At 52.5% G+C, this 19,246-nt stretch carries 23 protein-coding genes; 12 read left to right on the forward strand and 11 right to left on the reverse strand.

Going from position 1 to position 19,246, the window contains the following annotated elements:
* Positions 1-42: 42 nt before the first annotated feature.
* From AC6I8K_RS07650 to AC6I8K_RS07665, 4 genes are all read right to left on the reverse strand, one after another.
* Complete coding sequence (locus AC6I8K_RS07650; protein ID WP_497826474.1) at positions 43-1,455, reverse strand: hypothetical protein; 1,413 nt, start codon at positions 1,453-1,455, stop codon at positions 43-45.
* Positions 1,448-2,362, reverse strand: a complete 915-nt coding sequence (locus AC6I8K_RS07655; protein ID WP_497826475.1) for a glycosyltransferase family 2 protein — start codon at positions 2,360-2,362, stop codon at positions 1,448-1,450. The genes AC6I8K_RS07650 and AC6I8K_RS07655 overlap by 8 nt, the downstream gene beginning before the upstream one ends.
* Positions 2,359-2,718 carry a GtrA family protein gene (locus tag AC6I8K_RS07660; protein WP_483817199.1) on the reverse strand — a complete coding sequence of 120 codons (360 nt, stop codon included), beginning with the start codon at positions 2,716-2,718 and terminating at the stop codon, positions 2,359-2,361. Before AC6I8K_RS07660 ends, AC6I8K_RS07655 begins: the two co-directional genes overlap by 4 nt.
* Positions 2,719-2,897: 179 nt before the next feature.
* A complete protein-coding gene (locus AC6I8K_RS07665) occupies positions 2,898-4,154 on the reverse strand; it encodes a mechanosensitive ion channel family protein (RefSeq protein WP_483817200.1) in 1,257 nt (418 codons plus the stop codon).
* Between the two features lie 204 nt (positions 4,155-4,358).
* On the opposite strand from AC6I8K_RS07665, the gene AC6I8K_RS07670 reads away from it, so the two are divergent.
* Entirely contained in the window at positions 4,359-4,556 is a 198-nt protein-coding gene (locus tag AC6I8K_RS07670) for a DUF6404 family protein (protein WP_483817201.1), read from the forward strand.
* 50 nt (positions 4,557-4,606) lie between these two features.
* Here the strand turns inward: AC6I8K_RS07670 and AC6I8K_RS07675 are convergent, their stop codons facing one another.
* The 3 genes from AC6I8K_RS07675 to AC6I8K_RS07685 all read right to left on the reverse strand — a co-directional run bounded on the left by AC6I8K_RS07675 (position 4,607) and on the right by AC6I8K_RS07685 (position 5,926).
* The gene (locus AC6I8K_RS07675; RefSeq protein WP_007891510.1) at positions 4,607-4,855 is read right to left on the reverse strand and encodes a CsbD family protein; all 249 of its coding nucleotides are present in this window, start codon (positions 4,853-4,855) and stop codon (positions 4,607-4,609) included.
* A gap of 128 nt (positions 4,856-4,983) precedes the next feature.
* A complete protein-coding gene (locus AC6I8K_RS07680) occupies positions 4,984-5,535 on the reverse strand; it encodes a hypothetical protein (RefSeq protein WP_064740920.1) in 552 nt (183 codons plus the stop codon).
* A 61-nt stretch (positions 5,536-5,596) separates the two neighbouring features.
* Positions 5,597-5,926, reverse strand: coding sequence for a hypothetical protein (locus AC6I8K_RS07685; RefSeq protein WP_064741212.1), 330 nt, complete (start codon positions 5,924-5,926; stop codon positions 5,597-5,599).
* 199 nt (positions 5,927-6,125) lie between these two features.
* On the opposite strand from AC6I8K_RS07685, the gene AC6I8K_RS07690 reads away from it, so the two are divergent.
* Together AC6I8K_RS07690 and AC6I8K_RS07695 are read left to right on the forward strand one after the other, a co-directional pair.
* The gene (locus tag AC6I8K_RS07690) at positions 6,126-6,305 is read left to right on the forward strand and encodes a hypothetical protein (RefSeq protein ID WP_064740921.1); all 180 of its coding nucleotides are present in this window, start codon (positions 6,126-6,128) and stop codon (positions 6,303-6,305) included.
* A 184-nt stretch (positions 6,306-6,489) separates the two neighbouring features.
* Positions 6,490-6,873 (forward strand): hypothetical protein, encoded by a 384-nt coding sequence (locus AC6I8K_RS07695; protein WP_497826476.1) that lies wholly within the window; start codon positions 6,490-6,492, stop codon positions 6,871-6,873.
* 1 nt (position 6,874) lies between these two features.
* Here AC6I8K_RS07695 and AC6I8K_RS07700 read toward each other — a convergent pair whose 3' ends face one another.
* On the reverse strand, positions 6,875-7,537 hold the full coding sequence (locus tag AC6I8K_RS07700) for an MBL fold metallo-hydrolase (RefSeq protein WP_064740923.1): 663 nt from the start codon (positions 7,535-7,537) through the stop codon (positions 6,875-6,877).
* Between the two features lie 23 nt (positions 7,538-7,560).
* Positions 7,561-8,484 carry a muramoyltetrapeptide carboxypeptidase gene (gene ldcA / locus AC6I8K_RS07705; RefSeq protein WP_497826477.1) on the reverse strand — a complete coding sequence of 308 codons (924 nt, stop codon included), beginning with the start codon at positions 8,482-8,484 and terminating at the stop codon, positions 7,561-7,563.
* Positions 8,485-8,646: 162 nt separating this feature from the next.
* On the opposite strand from ldcA, the gene emtA reads away from it, so the two are divergent.
* A complete protein-coding gene (gene emtA, locus AC6I8K_RS07710) occupies positions 8,647-9,276 on the forward strand; it encodes a membrane-bound lytic murein transglycosylase EmtA (protein WP_073991703.1) in 630 nt (209 codons plus the stop codon).
* A 49-nt stretch (positions 9,277-9,325) separates the two neighbouring features.
* Here the strand turns inward: emtA and AC6I8K_RS07715 are convergent, their stop codons facing one another.
* Positions 9,326-10,276: a sugar-binding transcriptional regulator gene (locus AC6I8K_RS07715; RefSeq protein WP_483817204.1), complete on the reverse strand. Its 951-nt coding sequence runs from the start codon at positions 10,274-10,276 to the stop codon at positions 9,326-9,328.
* A 183-nt stretch (positions 10,277-10,459) separates the two neighbouring features.
* Between AC6I8K_RS07715 and AC6I8K_RS07720 the strand changes: the two genes are divergently transcribed.
* From AC6I8K_RS07720 to AC6I8K_RS07750, 7 genes are all read left to right on the forward strand, one after another.
* Positions 10,460-11,401, forward strand: a complete 942-nt coding sequence (locus AC6I8K_RS07720) for a D-ribose ABC transporter substrate-binding protein (RefSeq protein ID WP_064740927.1) — start codon at positions 10,460-10,462, stop codon at positions 11,399-11,401.
* Between the two features lie 13 nt (positions 11,402-11,414).
* Positions 11,415-12,029: a DUF2291 family protein gene (locus tag AC6I8K_RS07725; protein WP_497826478.1), complete on the forward strand. Its 615-nt coding sequence runs from the start codon at positions 11,415-11,417 to the stop codon at positions 12,027-12,029.
* Positions 12,026-13,540: a sugar ABC transporter ATP-binding protein gene (locus AC6I8K_RS07730; protein ID WP_483817206.1), complete on the forward strand. Its 1,515-nt coding sequence runs from the start codon at positions 12,026-12,028 to the stop codon at positions 13,538-13,540. The genes AC6I8K_RS07725 and AC6I8K_RS07730 overlap by 4 nt, the downstream gene beginning before the upstream one ends.
* 1 nt (position 13,541) lies before the next feature.
* Positions 13,542-14,648, forward strand: a complete 1,107-nt coding sequence (locus AC6I8K_RS07735; RefSeq protein ID WP_497826479.1) for an ABC transporter permease — start codon at positions 13,542-13,544, stop codon at positions 14,646-14,648.
* A gap of 88 nt (positions 14,649-14,736) precedes the next feature.
* A complete protein-coding gene (locus tag AC6I8K_RS07740) occupies positions 14,737-15,570 on the forward strand; it encodes a transketolase (RefSeq protein ID WP_064740931.1) in 834 nt (277 codons plus the stop codon).
* Positions 15,563-16,507, forward strand: coding sequence for a transketolase family protein (locus AC6I8K_RS07745; protein WP_064740932.1), 945 nt, complete (start codon positions 15,563-15,565; stop codon positions 16,505-16,507). Before AC6I8K_RS07740 ends, AC6I8K_RS07745 begins: the two co-directional genes overlap by 8 nt.
* Before the next feature lie 2 nt (positions 16,508-16,509).
* Complete coding sequence (locus AC6I8K_RS07750; protein WP_497826480.1) at positions 16,510-17,997, forward strand: FGGY family carbohydrate kinase; 1,488 nt, start codon at positions 16,510-16,512, stop codon at positions 17,995-17,997.
* A 52-nt stretch (positions 17,998-18,049) separates the two neighbouring features.
* On the opposite strand, the gene AC6I8K_RS07755 is transcribed toward AC6I8K_RS07750, so the two are convergent.
* On the reverse strand, positions 18,050-18,784 hold the full coding sequence (locus AC6I8K_RS07755) for a flagellar brake protein (protein ID WP_483817209.1): 735 nt from the start codon (positions 18,782-18,784) through the stop codon (positions 18,050-18,052).
* 186 nt (positions 18,785-18,970) lie between these two features.
* Between AC6I8K_RS07755 and AC6I8K_RS07760 the strand changes: the two genes are divergently transcribed.
* Positions 18,971-19,219: a GlsB/YeaQ/YmgE family stress response membrane protein gene (locus tag AC6I8K_RS07760; RefSeq protein ID WP_008102737.1), complete on the forward strand. Its 249-nt coding sequence runs from the start codon at positions 18,971-18,973 to the stop codon at positions 19,217-19,219.
* Positions 19,220-19,246 lie beyond the last annotated feature (27 nt).

Genomic DNA, 19,246 nt, shown 5'->3' on the forward strand with positions numbered 1-19,246 from the left:
CGTTTTTTTTAATCTACAATTCGCGGTTACCGCGACTTAAATTTACTGCATTGCCAGCACCGACTGAGCATCAATGATCATACACTTGCCTGTGCAGTTCTCATTACCGGTAAGCACAGGTGACATAGGTAGAATGAAATTCATCGCCGTCTCTTTTTTCACGGTGAATGCCATACCTGCAAATGTCCAGGGCATACCCAAAGATAAAGAACCAAACTCATCATATTTCGATGATTTTGCAATTTTAGGCAAATTTTCAGTATTCAATCGGTAGTAAAGGGCGCCATCAAACTCTTTTGGGACGACTTTAGTGATCTCGGCCTGTAAAAGCGCATATTCTTTTTGCTGAGGCGAAGAAAAGCCCTCGTTAATATTACTGGCTGCGAGTAATCCGGCAGCGACAGGAAGCAAAATAGTGATATAACGTGAATATCTGGTTTTATCGATAATAAAGAAAAGCCCGATCAGGAAACAGGATGTGGTAATCAATGAGATCGCCACTATAGTGCGGTAAGCTGCCCAACTCTCTGTGACGAGCAAGTTTGGTGTCACAGCTGCAATAGCGAACAGCAAAGATAACACGACTTTCTCTTTGCCATGATCTTTAATCTTATTCAATCCAATGAATATAAAGAAGAGAGAAATAATGATTGATAATGCTTTTCTGCCGGTATCAAAATTACAGATGGCATTTTTTAAGGGTTCAGCAAAGAACCATTTTATTTTTCCAACCACGTCAAAAGTAATGTTACTTCTTGACAGTGTCTCGCCAAACAACAGCTGCGGTACAGATTTGGCTAATATCAATGCCATCAACATGCCAAAGAATATCATGGCAAAAATGCGCAACAGTTGCTTTTTTTCGACTTTCCGTGCGGTTAGACAGGTATCCATAAAGGCAAAAAAAAGGAAACACATTGCGGTGGGTTGATAAATAGCAAAGGACAGGATAATCAGCAAGGCTGACAAGGCAATTCCGATAAAACCACGCAATTTAGTGAGGGCCGAGTAGCTTAATCCCGCAAGAAGAATAGATGTGACAAACGGAAAACACACCGACCAGGCGTTGAATACCTGAAAAGAGGGCAGTAAACAAATTATTAAAGAGAATATCACTCGCTGAAAATTATTTCTTAGAATCTCTCTCTCAGTGATGAATCTGTATAAATAACAACTCAGTATTATGAGAGTAAAAACAGATAACAACCTTAGCAGTATTAATGAATCGACACTGAATATCAGGAAAGAGAACAGGAAGCGCAAAGCGCCATATGCTGGCCTTCCTGAAAGGGCGTCCCACTTAAAAATGCTTGCGGGATCACTCTGAGAATTGAACAAATAGTACCAATCATCAGAAAAAGCATAGCTTGAGAGAAAAACAGGACTGTAGCAGGCAAACAAAGCGGCAGCTAAAAAAATATAAACTTTGAGGTTGCTTCTAAATATGTTAGTCATTTGTTTCCTTTTTTATATATCGAGGTCTATGTTTGGTTTCAATATATATTCTGCCAATATATTCACCTAATACACCTATCCCTATTAACTGAACTCCACCTAAAAAGAGTATTGATACCAGCAATGATGGATAACCTGCTACAGGGTTTCCCCAGATTATTTTATCAATAATCATCCATGCCCCATAAAGGAAAGACAACGCTGCAACCATAAACCCAATATAGGTCCAAACTCTTAGCGGAAAGGTTGAAAAACTGGTTAGTCCTTCAAGAGCCAGATTCCAAAGTCGCCAGCCGTTAAACTTGGGTTTTCCTGCGACGCGCGCTGAGCGGCTATATTCTACGATGGCAACATCACCTTCAACCCAACTTAGAATACCTTTCATAAACAGATTTCGTTCCTGCAACAGCTTGATGTTTTCTACTGTGGCGCGGGAAAGTAAGCGGAAATCGCCAACATTCTCCTCAAGCTTTGGTGAACTGATTTTATTGTGTAGCTTGTAAAACCATGCGGCAGTTTGACGCTTAAAATGACTATCACTACTTCTATCAATGCGTTTTGCTAATACAATCGGCCAGCCTTCCTGCCATTTTTTTATTAGCAGGGGAATCACGTCAATAGGATCCTGAAGGTCAACGTCGATCGGAATCACTGCATCACCACTCGCATGTTCAATGCCTGCGAGCAGTGCGGCTTCTTTACCGAAGTTTCGAATTAAACTAATGACTAACACAGACTCGTCATCATCCCGAAGTGACTGAATAATCTGCTCTGTTTTATCGCTACTGCCGTCGTTAATGAAGATGATTTCGAGATCGTAAGAAGAGAGTTTTTCTTTAACGGTACGGTAAAATAGGGGAATGGCATCTTCTTCATTGAAAACGGGAACAACCAGAGAAATTTTCACTTTTTCACCTTAAAAACAATAAAGTTTGAATAGATGAAGCCAAATATTAAGCTTAATAGAGAAAATGAAATAAGCGTAATAATCGGATTGATTTGCGTATGATCGGCAAAACTGCCAATACCTGCAGCCATCATGCCCATAAAAGCAACAAACATTACATAGCGAAGTGTTGTGGCTTCGGTTTTGAAGGTCCAGCGTGCATTAGCAAAGAATGAAAATGTCACGGCGACACTGAAAGCCATTAGATTAGCCAGCCATTGACGAGTATTCATAGAATACAAAGCGGCAAACACCATCCAATGTATCAACGTGTTAATGATGCCAACGGATAAAAAACGAGAGAAGAGTTTTAACATACTGAAATGTTAGCCATGGCGACATCATTATATTCAAAATGGATGGGAATTTTACATGCTGAGGTGGAATAAATAAAGTTGTAAAATCAACGTTTTCTCAGTCATGTCTTCAGCGAAATGCATTCACTCATTATCAAAAAAATAACGGGAGCCATGGGCTCCCGTTTTGATGGCTTGCATCAATCGACTTGCTGCTCATTGGGTTTGGCCAACTGCGCCCGCTCCTGCGACAACCGCCAGAAATCGCTGCCGCCCGGCTGCTGGTACATCCGCAGCGAGAAGTGACCTACTATCGCGTAAATATATTCGAATATAGCCGACTGGGAGTTCTCGTAATCCACCCACAGCACTGACGAGGTGAAGCAATACACTTCAACCGGTAAGCCCTCAGGCGACGGTTTCATGGCGCGCACCACGATATACATGTCCTTTTTGATATCATCGCGCTGCGACAGCCATGCCGTCAGGTATTTACGAAATACCGTCAAATTGGTAATGCCGTTTTCAGCAAACCAGCGTTCGCCTACTGCATTGCTATCGCGGCCATCCATCAGTGCTGAAAGTTGCTCACTGACGCCACGGATTTGGCTCATTTGCTGCACCATGTCGTGATCGAGAAAGCGTATCGACATCTGATCGAGATGAAAACTGCGCATGATGCGGCGAGCGCCCGAAGAGAACATCGCTTGCCAGTTGGTGTAGGTTTCCGTGAGGAAGTTTTTGGTGGGGATGCGCGACAGCGTATTGTCCCAGTTACGAATGGTGATGGTGTGCAGTGCGATATCGATCACTTCGCCGCTGATGCCGTTATCCGGCATCTCAATCCAGTCGCCAAGTTGCAACACATCGTTTGATGAAACCTGAATATTGGCCACCAGCGACATCAGCGTGTGCTGGAACACCAACATCAATACCGCCGCGACCGCACCCAAACTGGAGATAATAATCACCGGCGATTTATTCGACATAATCGCCAGAATCATGATCGCCGAAATAATGTGCACCAGAATTTTGCCGACCTGAATATAACCTTTGATCGAGTGATTCTTGCGTTTGGCTTTTTTCGAATAGGAGTTATTAACAATCTCCAGTACTTCGGTAAAGAACAGCGATAAATAGACGAAGAACAAAATGCCGCAGATGGTCTTTATCGCTATCAGCAAATGCTCAGGTAAATCCGGCATAAATTGCAGCAGGTAATAAACCGTGATCACCGGGATAAAGTTGGAGAGCTTCTCCGACAGCCTGACGTCCTTATCCAGCGGCACCTGATTCTTGTGCGTGCTGAAGAACACCTTTCTGACCACCTTAACGATAAAGAATTTACAGATAAGATGAGCAATCATGCCGGCAAACATCAGTAATAGCAGGCTAAAAGCGGCCGAAAGCACCGTGTTGCCCTCAATAAAATTTTGTATCTTGCTTAAGTAATTCATTTCAACCACATGCCGGACAGTGTTGGCGGGAATTCAAACATAAACACGCCGAAGGCGATATACGACGCGTGCGCAATAGTCTACATCATCTCTGGTTTACATTCCCTTTCGCAGAAATTTGAAATCGATAGCAATTAAGCGTTAGCGACAGTGTGTCTTACCCATTAACCCGCTATCTTCAACGCTTACGATTTAGGAGGTGGTATGCAAGGTGTCATCAAGTTCGTCAAAGGCTGGTTGCTGTTTTCCCTGTTGTGGGGCGTTTTTATGTGGTTTGTGTCGTGGCAGGCGCAGGGTAAAGAGTTTGGCATGGTAATCGTGATGAGCTTGTATGCGGGATTGATATACCAGGCGCTGATGACCATGGTTGCGCGCTATAAGGCGCGGCGTTCGCAGGCTTGAACGTTACAGAATAACGAGTAACGGGGCCAGCACGGCCCCGTTTTGACGGATTATTTCCGTCCGAGCAGAAAACCGACAATCACACCAATGCTGGCTGCAACTGCCAGGCCGGTCGCGGGATTATCGCGTACCGATTTCACCACACAATCCGCTGCGTCCTGAACCGCATAGCTGGCCTGAGCCGGGTAACGACGCGCCGCGCCTTTAGCTTGCTGGCGGCGTGAGCCGGTGAATTCGCCAAATTTTTCCTGTACGGCACCTGCCGCTTCATTCAATTTTGCTTCCGCTTTGTCGCTCATAATAACTCCCTGATAGTGGTGAATGTCCTGTAAAGCGTAGTCAGAGAAACTGTAGTCAGCAAATGACGCAGCGGTAAAGGTTGTAACAGCAGTTTGCAGTACGCGAAAATTCTGTCTCTTGCAGAAAGCTATTCGTTTCCACGATAAGCCGGATACCAGCTGACCAAAAAGTGGCGCAGATGATCAAAACACCATTCGGCATCATCGGCTTGCTGGCAATAATAGCGTATGGTCACTTTCTCATAGCGCAGATGGCGCTGCTGCAGCGGTGACCAGCCCCAATCGAGCACGGCACGTGCGTAATTGACTAGCGTGCCGCTCTGCATATTGTGCTGCTTCTCTTGCCGACTCAGGTAGATCTCAAACGCCCGATCGAGATTTTGCGTCTCTTCCGTGTTGAAGCCAGCGATTGTCGGGCGAAACGCCACGTCGATAAAACCACACACGCCATCTTCACGCTGCTGCCAATCGCAGGCGAGCGTCATAAACAAGCCATCCTGCAAATTCACCTCTTCCAGCAGACGCCGCATATTTTCGGAATGTTTACCTGCGCTGATTTCATCAATACGATCGGTTTCCAGCGTGAGGTCAAATCCACAGGGATTAAGCGTGCCATTGGTATTGGTGGTGGCCGGGAAGGGGAAATCGATATAGCCGTTGTTATCCAGACTTTTTTCCATCATGCAGGTCCGCAGCGTGAGATGGGCAGACAATAAACCATCTCGCGCTGCGACGCACGGCTTATGGGCACGTCCAGGTGATCATGGTGTTCTGATAGGGATTGATCAGGCGGAATTGTTTATCCGACAAACGCTGCGCGTACAGGCCTTCAGCGGTGACGGCCGAGGGCACATATTGAAAACGATCGGTGGAGTGCAACGTTCCGCTTTGCACTTTTACCCCATCGCGCGACACAGCGAAGGCGCTCACCAAATCAAAGATGCGCGCTTGGGTATTGCCCATCGATTGTCCATAAATCGTCGACACTTCGCCCGGACAATCGACACCTTTCGGCGAGGAACTGCAGCCAGCTAAAACTAAAAGGGTGAGTACAACCGTAATTCGCCACATGAGCACCTGCTTCTTTCCCTGGTTTGCAATGGCACGCCAATGCGTACTGGTAAGTGGATCATAGCAGGTCTGACGCTGCTTCCCATTTGTCATTTGTATAATCGTTAAGCGGAAGGAATGTTAAGGGGTGACTTTAGTAGCAGAGAAACGGTATTCTTGCCAGCGTTGCGCATCAGGTAAGCAAAACAAGGGTAAATGAATGAAAGAAGAAGAAGCGAGTTTAATGATTCTTCAGCACGCGATTGACAAATTAGAAGCCGACAAAAAAAAGCAGGTCATGAACTGCGTAGCGGCCATCCAGGAAGTAATGCAGCGTTTTGATGCCGACGAGGCCGGGCTGGCATTGATGTTAGTCGCGGCACAAGTGGCTGCTGAGTAGTTTCCTCTTCCCTACCATCCCGTCGCGTACTCTGTAAAATGGCATTGCTGCTGTTAAGTCGAAAGACTTACCGCAGCAGCAATGCCATTACGTCTTCATCTTTCTGCTGCCTGGCATTCAATATGTGCTACCCTTCTGTAGAAAATACCAACGAAATCATCATGTAACCTCAGCGGAGAATCCAATGAAGGCGATAATAATGGCCGTTGGCGTGCTGGCTTGTCAGATTGCGCCCGCCTGGAGCGAAACCGAATATCAAATCACCTGTCCCGGTCGTCCCACTATGACGGTATCGCGTGCCGAATATGGTTTGAGCACTTTAATGTGGCCCACGCGCCATTTCCAGATTGCTGCCGGACAGCAGCGTACCAGCCTGAAAGGCGGTGACAAAGTCGCCATCACCCGTTTTCGCAATGGCGATCAGCTAATCGTGAATAAAAATAACGATGAAACCTTCTTCGTCTATGCCAACAGCAACAAGTTGCTGCCCTGTAGCCGCACCGATCAACGTGACGCGCAGATTCTTTCGCTGGAACGCTACGACGACAGCGCACGTCCTCACTCGTGACTTAAATCAGTTGCCGTTGGCGCAGATCCAGCGGTGACTGTTCCGCCTCATCAATCGCTGCGAGCCAGCTCTGCAAGTTCACTTTTGCCCATGAAAGATGGCCGCGCGTGGTGCTCATTAACACCACATCGGGACGCAATGAGCGGTAAAGCTCCAGCGACTGCTGCAATTCGGTGGGATTACTTTCCGGCATCAGCACGCTGATCCAGCGGTTGTAGTCGCGGGTAAGCGTATCGCCAACGAAAAGATACGTGTGGCCCAGCGGCGAGTGATAGAGATAGCTGCTACTGCCGGGCGTATGACCGGGCGTTGGCAACAGGTGAAAATCGCCGAAGTGCGTCTCTTGCTGGGTGAAGGTTTCGTCAGGCTCAATCACCAAACTGACCGGACCCAGCGAACGACTGTGACAATAAAGCGCGCTATTAAAGCGTTGCTGAATAGCGATTGCGCCTGGCGCGGCTTCATGCCAGTGGGTGAAATAGTGGCGAATAATACCGCCGGCATCATTGATGAATTCATGGTCGAGCGGATGCTCCACGCGACCAATCAATAAATTGCCACGTGGATGGCACAGCATAAAGCCATGCATCATTAAATCACTCGCCGTCTCTTCAGCGGGGAATTCTGGGGTGGAGATCCACAAGTCGTCGTACAGTGGCTTCAATGTCGGTCTCCTGCGGCAAAACGTTAGCGCAATGTCGGGTGGCCGGTGAAGGCGAACTGTGCTTCTCCCTTCTCAATCTGCAACGTGGCGCTGGCACCGAGCGGCAATGTCACAGTATCGGCATCGTGGCCAAAAGCCAGATCGCTGATCACCGGAATCTGGAACTCGTCACGGATGCGCTGCCACACGGTGGCAAAATCAAAACCGTTGTCGTACGCCGACAGCGTGGTGCTGGTAAAGCTGCCGGTAATAATCGCTTGCTGGCGTGACAAGATGCCACTTTGCTGCAGCTGGATCAGCATCCGTTCGATGCGGAACGGATGCTCGTTCACATCCTCGATCACCAAAATGCCGCCTTCGATTTGCGGCATCCACGGCGTACCAATCAGCGAGCAAATCATCGCTAAATTGCCGCCCCACAAGGTGCCTTGCCAGCGACCGTGGTCCGGGCTTTCGCTGCGCCAACTCAGATTAACTGTAGGTGATGTTAGCGTTTGCCAAAAGTGCGATAGGGTAAAATCAGATAATGTCTCTGCGCCGAAATTACCGGCCAGCATCGGGCCACTGAAAGTAATAAGCCCGCTATGCGACAGTAACGCCAGCTGAATCGCGGTGAAATCGCTGTGTCCGCACAGCGCCACCGGCTGTTCAAGCAAGCGACGTTGCAGGCCCGCATAATCGATCTTATCCAGTAATCGTGAGGCACCATAGCCGCCACGTACCGCCAGCACGATATCGGGCAGGGCATCCAAAGTTGCCAACGTATTGATATCATTCAGCCGCTGTGCATCATCACCGGCGAAACGCTGATAGCGGCGGGCGATCGCTGAAAGGTTCTCAAGGTGATGACCTGCGGTCTCTAAACGATCCACCGCGCGCTCGGCGGCATCCTGATTGTGGCAATAACCTGAAGGGGCGATGAGACGTAGTGTGCGGGGCGTAACCATAACTTCCATCCTGCTTAGAGTCGCTGGCCGATGATGACGAAATACGTTATCGCAGTCACGGTAGCGTAAGGGTTTTTAACGATTTAGGATAAACGGTAATTTTGCATCGCGCTGCGCCAGGTATGATAGCTTGCGCCAACCTTATTGCGGAACCAAAAATCAGTGAAAATTCGCCTACTTATGCTTTCTGCACTGCTGCTTGCTGGCTGTTCAAGCGAGCCGGAAAAACCGGCACTGCCCGAAAAGAATACGCCGTTAACCCAGGCACCGCCGTCGAAAGTGAATGATGCATGGTCAATGTTTACCGAAGATGCCGCCAGTCATTATGGCGTTGATGAGAAGTTAATCAGCGCCATTATTAGTGTCGAATCCGGCGGCAATCCCACCGTAGTGAGCCGTTCCAATGCGGTCGGTCTGATGCAAATCAAGGCCTCTACTGCGGGCCGCGAAGTCTATCGCACTCAGGGCCGTCATGGTCAGCCTTCCTCTTCTGAGTTGCGCGATCCGGCGAAGAACATCGATATCGGCGCGGCCTACCTTAAAATCCTGCAGGACTCCGCGTTAGCCGGTATCCGCGATCCGCTGACCCTGCGTTACGCCACCATTGTGTCCTATGCCAACGGTGCGGGCGCCTTGCTGCGCACCTTCTCGCGTGACCGCGACCGCGCCATTGCGATGATCAATTCCATGACGCCGAATGAGTTTTACCAGCACGTGCAGAACAAGCATCCAGCGGCGCAGGCCCCGCGCTATTTGTGGAAAGTCACCACCGCCTATCGCACCATCGGTTGATGTTCGTAGGGTCGCCATTCATAGCGACCTTATCAACAACCGCACCACGCTAACCCTCTGCTAATAATCTCGCCGTCGGATAATCGACAATCAACACCTGTACGTAACCGCCGCGTAACGCACCGCGGATCGCCTGGGCCTTCTCTTTGCCGCCCGCTAACGCCACCACCTGCGGGCAGCGTTTCACCTGCTCTAACTCCATGCCGATGACCGGATCTTCTGCCGCGCTGAGCACTGGCTGACCATCGGCGTCGAAATAGTGCAGGCAGATATCGCCCACCGCACCGCGCTCGGCCAGCGTTTGTAGCATCTCACCATCGTAATAGTTGCCGGAATTGCGCAGCAGGGCGGAGGGCTCAAGATCGCCGATGCCGACAATCGCCAGATCCACCTGATCAAACTTCTCCAGTACCACCGCCACATCGGGATTGACCGACAAACGCTGGCGATCCTGCACCGAATGTTCAATCGATTGCGATGGCAGCAGCCACGCCGGGCAATCCAGCAGTGCCGCAAGATTCTGTGTCAGTATAGTGGCCTGCACATTGCCGTTGGCCCCCACGCCACCCAGCAGTTGAATCACCCCTTTACACGGCGCGCTCAACGGATGAAGGGCATCGACCATGGCACGGATCGTGCCGCTCCATGAAGAGATCCCAATCAGCTCGTCGGCACGCACACGTGTTTCCAGATAGTGCGCGGCGGCGGAACCGATCGCCTGTTTGATCTGCAACGCAGAAGCCTGATCTGGCACATCCACCACAATTACTTGCGGCAGTTGATAAAGCTGCTCAAGGGTTTTTTCCAGTTCGGGAAACACATTGGCCGGCGGCACCACGCTGATCTTTACTACCCCTTCTTTCACGCTGCGATTGAGGATGCGCGAGACAAAGGATTGCGACAGCTTCAGCAGTTGCGCAATGTCGGACTGCTTCCTGCCTTCCACATAATAAAGCGTGGCGATTTTCACCATCAGCCGCTGTTCATCCTGTTTTGCCATGGTTTTTTCTCTCTCTTAATCTGCCTGGTATTGTTAATCAGCCGGTCATAAATAACAACGCAGAACATTTTGTGATCGTTTTCGCTTTTTGACGATTGGGCATTGGACGTGCTCAGAAAGCCAGCGCATAGTCATTATGCATATAAAATCGCAATTGAATATATATTCAATCGGAGATAACAAATGAAAGCCTCTGTCCTCAAAGTCTCTCTACTTGCTTCTATCATGATGATGTCAGCGGCGTCGCTGGCAGCGGATAAGGGGTTGCTGGCCATCATTACGCCATCGCATGACAACCCATTCTTTAAAGCCGAAGCCGACGGTGCGCAGGAAAAAGCCAAAGCGCTCGGTTACACCACGCTGGTGGCATCGCATGACGATGACGTCAACAAGCAAAACCAGCTGATTGAAACCGCCATTGCGCGCAAAGCCAAAGCCATCATCCTGGATAACGCCGGCGCTGATGCCACGGTTGGCCCGGTACAAAAAGCCAAAGACGCGGGTATTCCGACCTTCCTCATCGACCGCGAAATCAACAAAACCGGCATCGCCGTGGCTCAGATCGTCTCCAACAACTATCAGGGCGCGCAGCTCGGCGCGGAGAAGTTCGCCAAACTGCTGAACGGTAAAGGGGATTATGTGGAGCTGCTGGGCAAAGAGTCGGATACCAACGCAGGCGTACGTTCACAGGGTTATCACGACGTGCTGGATGATTATCCCGACCTGAAAATGGTGGCACAGCAGAGTGCCAACTGGAGCCAGACCGAAGCCTTCAGCCGCATGGAAACCATCCTGCAGAAAAATCCCAACATCGTTGGTGTGATCTCGGGTAACGACACCATGGCGCTGGGTGCGGAAGCGGCGCTGAAAGCGGCCGGTAAAACCAATGTGATCATTGTCGGCTTTGACGGCAGCGATTACACCCGTGACTCCATCATAAATAAAGGCAACATCAAAGCCACCGTCCTGCAGCCGGGCTGGGATCAGGCGCAAATGGCCGTCGAGCAGGTGGATTATTACCTGAAGAATGGTAAAGCGCAGAAAGAAGAGAAGCAGCTGATGGATTGCGTGCTAATTGACGACAGCAACGCCTCGAAGCTGAAAACCTTCAAGCTGGCGCAATAAGGTGGAGGTCGGCATGAAGGGGAAAGCGCTGGGCGGCATGTTGGTCGCGCTGCTGACGCTGATGTTAGCCGCCTGCACCGTGGTGGATCTTGATGCAGACGGCAAGCCCATCATGCCGAAAGATCCTCATGCCAAGCCGGGGTACAGCGATCAAACGCCGCAGCAGATCGCGGAATCAAGCTGGACCAGCCGCGTGCAGCAGCCGGCAGAGAAGCAGGCGCTGAGTTGGGCAGATATGGAAACCAAGAGCCACACCGTCAAAGCGGGCGGCAGCGAGAGCGTGTTTGTGCGCGCGTCGGGCACGGTGACGGCATTTGATCACAGCAATGAACGGGAACGCAGCCTCACCCTCACCATTAACGGTAAACCGGTGAAGGTATTGATCGGCCCGGTGCTGCGCGGCAACGCCATTCGCGATGCAGCTGGATTCCGCTTCGAAGAGTTCACCAATCAGGTGCAGTACGCGCAGCTGACCAAAGCGCTCAACCGCCATGCGGTGAAGCAGCTGCCGACGGTGGATGCCAGCTGGGTGGGCAAACCGGCGCAGGCGCTGCTGGCGGTGAGTATGGGCGCGGGCACGGTGGATGATGCGGTGGCGGTTCACCTGCAGCAGGGGAATCCAGAATGAGCGACGAGATTATTCTGCAGGCCAACCAGATGTCGATGCTGTTCCCCGGCACGTTAGCGCTGGACCGGGTGGACTACCGCGTGTGGCGCGGTAAAGTCAATGTCATCATCGGCGAAAACGGTGCCGGAAAATCGACGTTGATGAAGATTCTCGCCGGCGTGCAGCAGCCGAGCAGCGGTGAAATGTTCCTCAACGGCAACAAAGTGGCGTTTCACAGCACGCGTGATGCCGCGCACCACGGCATCGGCATGGTGCATCAGGAGCTCAACCTGTTTGAAAACCTCAGCGTAGCGGAGAACATTTTCCTTGGCCGTGAGATCCAGAGCGGCATTAGGCCCATTAATGAAGCCGAGCAGAAACGCCGAACTGCCGCGCTGATGCAGCGACTCGATCAGCCGATTTCGCCGGATGAGAAGGTCGGCAACCTAAAAGTCGGTCAACAGCAATTGGTGGAGATCGCCAAAGCGCTGGCGGAAGACGCCGACATCCTGATCCTCGATGAGCCCACCTCGGCACTGAGCAAAACCGAAGTGGAGATCCTGTTTCGGGTAATCCGCGAGCTGACGCGGCAGGGCGTTTCCATCATTTATATCTCGCATCGGCTGGAAGAGCTGATGGCGATTGGCGATGTGATAACCATTCTGCGCGACGGGCGCTTTCAGGCCGAAGCGCAGGTTAGCGATATTGATGTGCCGTGGATTGTGCATGAAATGCTCGGTAGCGATCCGGTTAACACCTTCCTGCCGACGCATCGCCAGTTTGGTGCAGCGGTGTTGGAAGCGGAACACATTACCTGCGTCAGCCCCAACGGCAACACGCTGGTGGATGACGTCAGTTTTCAGGTGCGTTCTGGTGAGATCGTCGGCATTTACGGTTTGATGGGCGCGGGGCGCACCGAGTTGTTTGAGTGTCTACTCGGCACGCAACGCAATTATCTCGGCAAGCTGTGGCTCGACAGCAAACCGCTGCCCACGCGTTTGCCAACCGCTGAACGCATCCGCATGGGCATGAGTCTGGTACCGGAAGATCGTAAACGCTCGGGCATTTTTCCCATCTCATCGGTGGCGAGTAATCTGACCATCGCCAGCCTGTGGCGACGTCTCTCACATCGCACTGTAATTTCTGAACAGGCCGAACGCGAAGTGGTGAACAGCACTGTGGGCAATCTGGCAATTAAGATCTCTTCGCCAGACGTTGCCATCAGCGCCTTAAGCGGTGGCAATCAGCAAAAAGTGGTGATTGGCCGTTCGCTGCTGACCAATCCGCGTTTGTTGCTCCTGGATGAGCCAAGTCGTGGTATTGACGTCGGAGCCAAAGCCGAAGTGTTCCGCATGATGGTCAAGCTGTCGGAGCAGGGCATTGCGGTGGTGTTTTCGACTTCCGACCTGAAAGAGATCATGGCCGTCGCCGATCGCATCATTGTGATGTCTGGCGGCAAATTGACTGCTGACCTACCGCGCGCTGAAGCGGAAGAGGCGGCGCTGGTTAAAGCAAGCGCACAAGGGTTCTGATATGAAAAACAACGGCGCGCTCGCGCTCGCATCGCCTGGTAAAGCCTTTAACTCACGCGAAAGCCTGATTCTGCTGCTGCTAAAACTGCGCACCTTTATTGCGCTGTTTTTGATTGTCGGTTTCTTCGCTATTACGGTGCCGGATTTCCTCGCGGTCGGCAGCATGGTGATCATGGTGAAACACATCGCCATTAACGCCTTCCTCGCACTCGGCATCACCTTTGTCATCATTACTGCAGGTATCGATCTCTCGATCGGTGCCACGCTCGGTTTGTGCGGCATGATTGCCGGCTGGCTGATTACCAAAGGCATTGTGCTGCCGATGTTTGGCATCGCCATCTTCCCCAGCGTGTGGGTGATTGTGCCGGTTGTATTGCTGATTGGCGGGATAATTGGCGCGGCAAACGGCTGGATCATTACCCGTTACAACGTGGCGCCGTTCATCTGCACGCTCGGTACTATGTACATCCTGCGCGGCACGGCCATGCTCACCTCGGGCGGCGAAACGTTTCCCGGCCTGCAGGGCAATGACATGCTGGGAAATACCGGATTCGACAAGATTGGCGCGGGCTATTTCCTCGGTTTGCCGTGGGCCATCTGGATGATGGTGCTACTGGCGTTGGTGATCGCTTACGTTGCGCGACGTCTGCCGTTTGGCCGCCAGGTTTACGCCATCGGCGATAACGAACGCGCCGCGGAGCTCTCGGGTGTGAAAGTGAAGTCCGTAAAAATCTGGGTGTATGCCATCTCCGGTTTTTGCGCGGCGATTGCCGGCATCGTGGTCTCGTCACAGCTGGTGGCCAGCCATCCGGCGAACGGGACGTCGTTTGAAATGAACGCGATTGCTGCCGTGGTGCTGGGCGGCACCTCGCTGGCGGGTGGACGCGGCACTATTCTCGGCACGCTGATTGGTGCCTTTGTTATCGGCTTCCTCGCGGACGGTTTGATCATGATGGGCGTTAGCGAGTTCTGGCAAATGGTGATCAAAGGCATCGTCATTATCGTGGCCGTGATCATCGACCAAATGCAGAGCCGTATGCAGCAGAAAGCGGCAGTAGTGGCGCAGAAAGCGCTGATTGAGGAGGGCGGTAGCCCGGCAAAAAGTTAATCGGTTGGGTGCAGGCGCTGATTGTCTGCACCTTTTTTTCTTCATTGTGAATAAATATTCATCCGTGCTTTAAAATTCAGAGGTGTCTATGAATCCTTTCAAATACTCGGTAGCGGATCTGGCAGCGAAAGCGCGCGCCGTGCGCCGCCGCATTATCCAGCTGAACGCGGGCAGCCCGGCGGGCGGTCACACCGGTGCCGATCTCTCTCAGGTGGAGATCCTCACCGCGCTCTATTTCCGCATTCTTAACTGCGCGCCCGATCGTACCAACGATCCGCAGCGCGATATCTATATCCAGTCAAAAGGTCATGCGGTGGGTGGTTATTACTGCGTGCTGGCAGAAGCCGGTTATTTCCCCACCGAATGGCTGCCGACATATCAGCATTCAGATTCGCACCTGCCGGGCCATCCGGTACGACAAAAAACGCCGGGCGTTGAGCTGAACACCGGTGCGCTGGGCCACGGTTTACCCGTGGCAGTTGGCATTGCGCTGGCCGCGAAAAAAGATAACAGCGACCGACGCATTTTTGTCGTCACCGGCGACGGTGAACTGGCAGAAGGCAGTAACTGGGAAGCGGCGCTGGTCGCGGCGCATTACGGCCTCGATAACCTGGTGATCATCAACGACAAGAACAAGCTGCAGCTGGCGGGCCACACACGCGACATCATGAACACCGATCCGCTGCCGGATAAATGGCGCGCCTTTGGTCTGGACGTGAGCGAGTGCAATGGCAATGACATGGCTGCTGTGGTGGAGGCCATCGAAAACCTGCCGCGTAACGGCGGCAAGCCACAGGTGATTGTGGCGCATACCGAAAAAGGCTTCGGCATCTCCTTTATTCAGGGCAAACCGGAATGGCATCACCGCGTACCGAAAGGGGAAGAGATTGAGTTGGCACTGGAGGAGTTGAAAGATGAGTAATGCAAAACACCTGGCGACAGTAATGGTCGAGGCATTTATTGATGCGGTTAATCGCGGCGTCGATTTAGTGCCGGTGGTGGCCGATTCCACCTCAACCGCCAAAATTGCGCCTTTTATCAAGGCGTTTCCCGATCGCCTGATCAACGTTGGCATCGCGGAGCAAACGCTGGTCGGCACCGCCGCTGGCCTGGCGATTGGTGGCAAAGTCGCCGTTACCTGTAACGCCGCGCCGTTCCTGGTTTCTCGCGCCAATGAGCAGGTCAAAGTTGATGTCTGCTACAACAATACCAACGTCAAACTGTTTGGCCTGAATGCCGGGGCCAGTTACGGCCCGCTCGCCAGCACCCATCACAGCATCGACGACATTGCAGTGATGCGTGGCTTCGGCAACATCGAAATCTATGCGCCTTCTTGTCCGCTGGAGTGCCGCCAGATTATTGAGTATGCGCTGGCCCACGTCGGCCCGGTATATATCCGTCTCGATGGCAAAGATCTGCCACAGCTGCACGATGAAAACTATCAATTCCGTCCGGGCCAAATCGATGTTTTACGTGAAGGTCATGACATTGTACTGGTGGCGATGGGCTCCACCGTTCACGAGGTGGTTCACGCCGCCGAGCAACTGCATGAGCAAGGCATTACAGCGGGTGTGATCGCCATTCCATCGATTCGACCTTGTGATACCCAACAGCTGCGCGAGCTGTTAAATCACTATCCAGCGGTGATTACCGTGGAGGAGCACAACGTCAACGGCGGCGTCGGCAGTTTGGTCGCTGAAGTGTTAGCGGAAGGCGGTTGTGGCATTCCACTGTTGCGTTTAGGCATCCCCGATGGCGAATACGCGATTGCGGGCGATCGCGCCTCAACCCGCGCGCGTCACGGTATTGATGCCGCCAGCGTGGTGAAGAGTGCAGTGCGCATCTGTGCAGGAGCGTAAAGATGGCAGGTTCGTTAATACTGGCAATTGATGAAGGTACCACCAACGCTAAAGCCATTGCGGTGGATCGCGCCGGAAACGTGGTGGCACGCGGTAGCCAGCCGCTGACGCTGGAACATCCACAGCCCGGACTGGCGGAGCAGGATCCGCTGGCGATTTGGCAGGCGGTGAAACAGGCCGTAAGCGATTGCCTGGCACAGTGCTCAGGTGCTGCGGTAGCAGCGGTGGCGATCAGCAACCAGCGCGAATCGGTGCTGATTTGGCAGCGACATAACGGTGAGCCATTGACTCCGCTGGTGAGTTGGCAGGATCGCCGCTCAGAGGCTTTTTGCCGCGACTTACGCGTGGCGGGTAAAGCGCCGCGCATCACTGGACTCACCGGATTAGCGGTCGACCCGATGTTTCCGGCCGGCAAACTCACTGGCATGCTCGCGACGCTGCCAAATGGATTAGCACGCGCGCAGGCGGGAGAACTCTGCATCGGTACGGTGGATAGCTGGCTCAGTTGGCAGCTGAGCGACGGCGAAAGCTTCGTCACCGATCATGCCAATGCGGCGCGCACTCAACTCTACAATCTGCACAGCGGTGACTGGGATGATGAATTGCTGGCGCTGTTCCATATTCCGCGCGCGGCATTGCCGCAGATTGTGGCCTCCGCCAGCGCGCAAGGCGTGGTAACACGCAATGATATTCCCGGTTTAGCGCCCGGCACGCCGATTTTGTCACGCATCGGCGATTCGCACGCTGCGCTGCAAGCCCAGCGCAACGGCAGCGAAGAGGTGGTCAAAGCCACTTACGGCACCGGTTCATCGCTGATGATGTCGATGGCAACGCCGCTGCTAACGGAAAATGGCCTCAGCACCACGGTGGCGTGGCACGACGGCACGCTGCGCTATGCCTTCGAAGGCAACATTACGCACACCGGTTCCGGTGCGGCGTGGCTCGGCCGCATGCTGGGCATCAATGATCCGCGAGCGCTCACCGCGCTGGCGCAGCGCAGCGAATACAATCAGGGTATTTATTTTGTACCAGCACTCTCGGGCCTGGGTGCGCCCTGGTGGGATTTAAAAGCACGCGGCATGGTGTGCGGGCTAACCGATGCGGCAACGCCAGAGGTACTGGCGCGCGTGGCGCTGGAATCGATCACCTTCCAGATCGCCGACGTGTTTTTTGCCATGGAGCAGGCCAGCGGTGTGCAACTTCCTGCGTTGTGCGTGGATGGTAGCGCCACAGAAAATAGCTGGTTGATGCAGATGCAAGCCGATGTGTTGCAGCGGCCGCTGAAACGCGTGCCGACGCCAGAGGTTTCAGCGCTGGGTGCGGCCCTGTTGGCGGGCCGCACGTTGGGCTGGTGGCAGCAGGGCAGTGAGATGCAGGCGTTACAGGGCGGCAGCGTGATCATGCCGCGTGAGGAACAGGCGCAAAGCATGCAGGAAAATTATCAAGGCTGGCTGGATGCGGTGGCGCGCTGCCGTTTTCAGCCGCATTGACCAGGCGGTCGCCATGAATGGCGACCCTACGATTGCACGATGCGCAGCGGGATTACTGGAAACGATTCGCCTTGTCACGTGCCAAACGTTCCAGCGCAAAAATCACCTGCTGTAACTGGCGTTCCTGAATCGGTTCGATGGCGGTAAAGCGGAAGCTGAGGCGCGGTGTAACACGGGTGTCGTTCTTGCTGGTCACCACGGTACGTTCACCAATGTGCAGCAGCTGAGCCGTCACCTCAAAATGACCGTATTCAGCCAGATCGACGCGCAGCTTTTTAAACGTATCGCCGCGATTAAGGCCTTCCGGCAGCGCTTCGTCCAGCAGCACGCCCACGCCACCTAATGAGAGATCCTGCAGGCGGAAACGCGCCGTGCGACCGTCCGGCCACTGGCTGTGGCAATAAAAAACCGGTTCCAATGGCGCATTGACGCGGAAAAATTCACGACGCTGAATCTGCCATACCAGTTCGGGTAGTGAAGCGGCAAAAGCAGGTAAGCCTTCGAATTCAATACGCTGTAAACCGGTTAAACCAAATTCTACTTTGGCACCGTGCGTTTCGGCGGCGATATTCACTTCGCCACCTTGCAGCGCTAAATCGTTATCCAGCGCGTTGCTGCCGAGGTCAAAGATCACCTGATCTTCATCGGCTGACAGCAAGCGGCTGATAAATTGACCGCGCGAAAAATTCACCATCAACAGGGTTTGAAAACGCAACAGGTCTTTCATCACGCCTAAAACAGCTAACGTGCCTCGCTTGAGGTATTGTTCTTTATCGGCTTCACCCACGTCCTGCTCCACTTATCCGATTATTATTTTCACGACTGACAATGCTGTTCGTCTGTTATCGGCGACGCTTCGCTAAGCTTTAGCCTGCGAACGATGATTTACTGTGCTGAATTGCGATGCAGATCAAAAAATCCCGGCTATACTTGTTGCGGTGAACACATTGATTAATAAAGTAAGGAGCAGTAAATGGGTATTCTTTCATGGATTATTTTTGGTCTGATTGCCGGGATTATCGCCAAGTGGATTATGCCGGGTAAAGATGGCGGCGGCTTTATCATTACCGTGGTGCTGGGTGTGGTAGGTGCGGTTGTCGGTGGCTGGATCAGTACCCTGTTTGGTTTCGGTAAAGTTGATGGTTTCAACTTCGGCAGTTTCGTGGTGGCGGTCATTGGCGCCATTGTGGTGCTGTGGATCTACCGTAAAGTGCGAAGTTAACCGCGCAGAGATTTGATGAAATCCGCC

Source organism: Pantoea sp. X-Soil-ISGK-421, assembly GCF_059730785.1.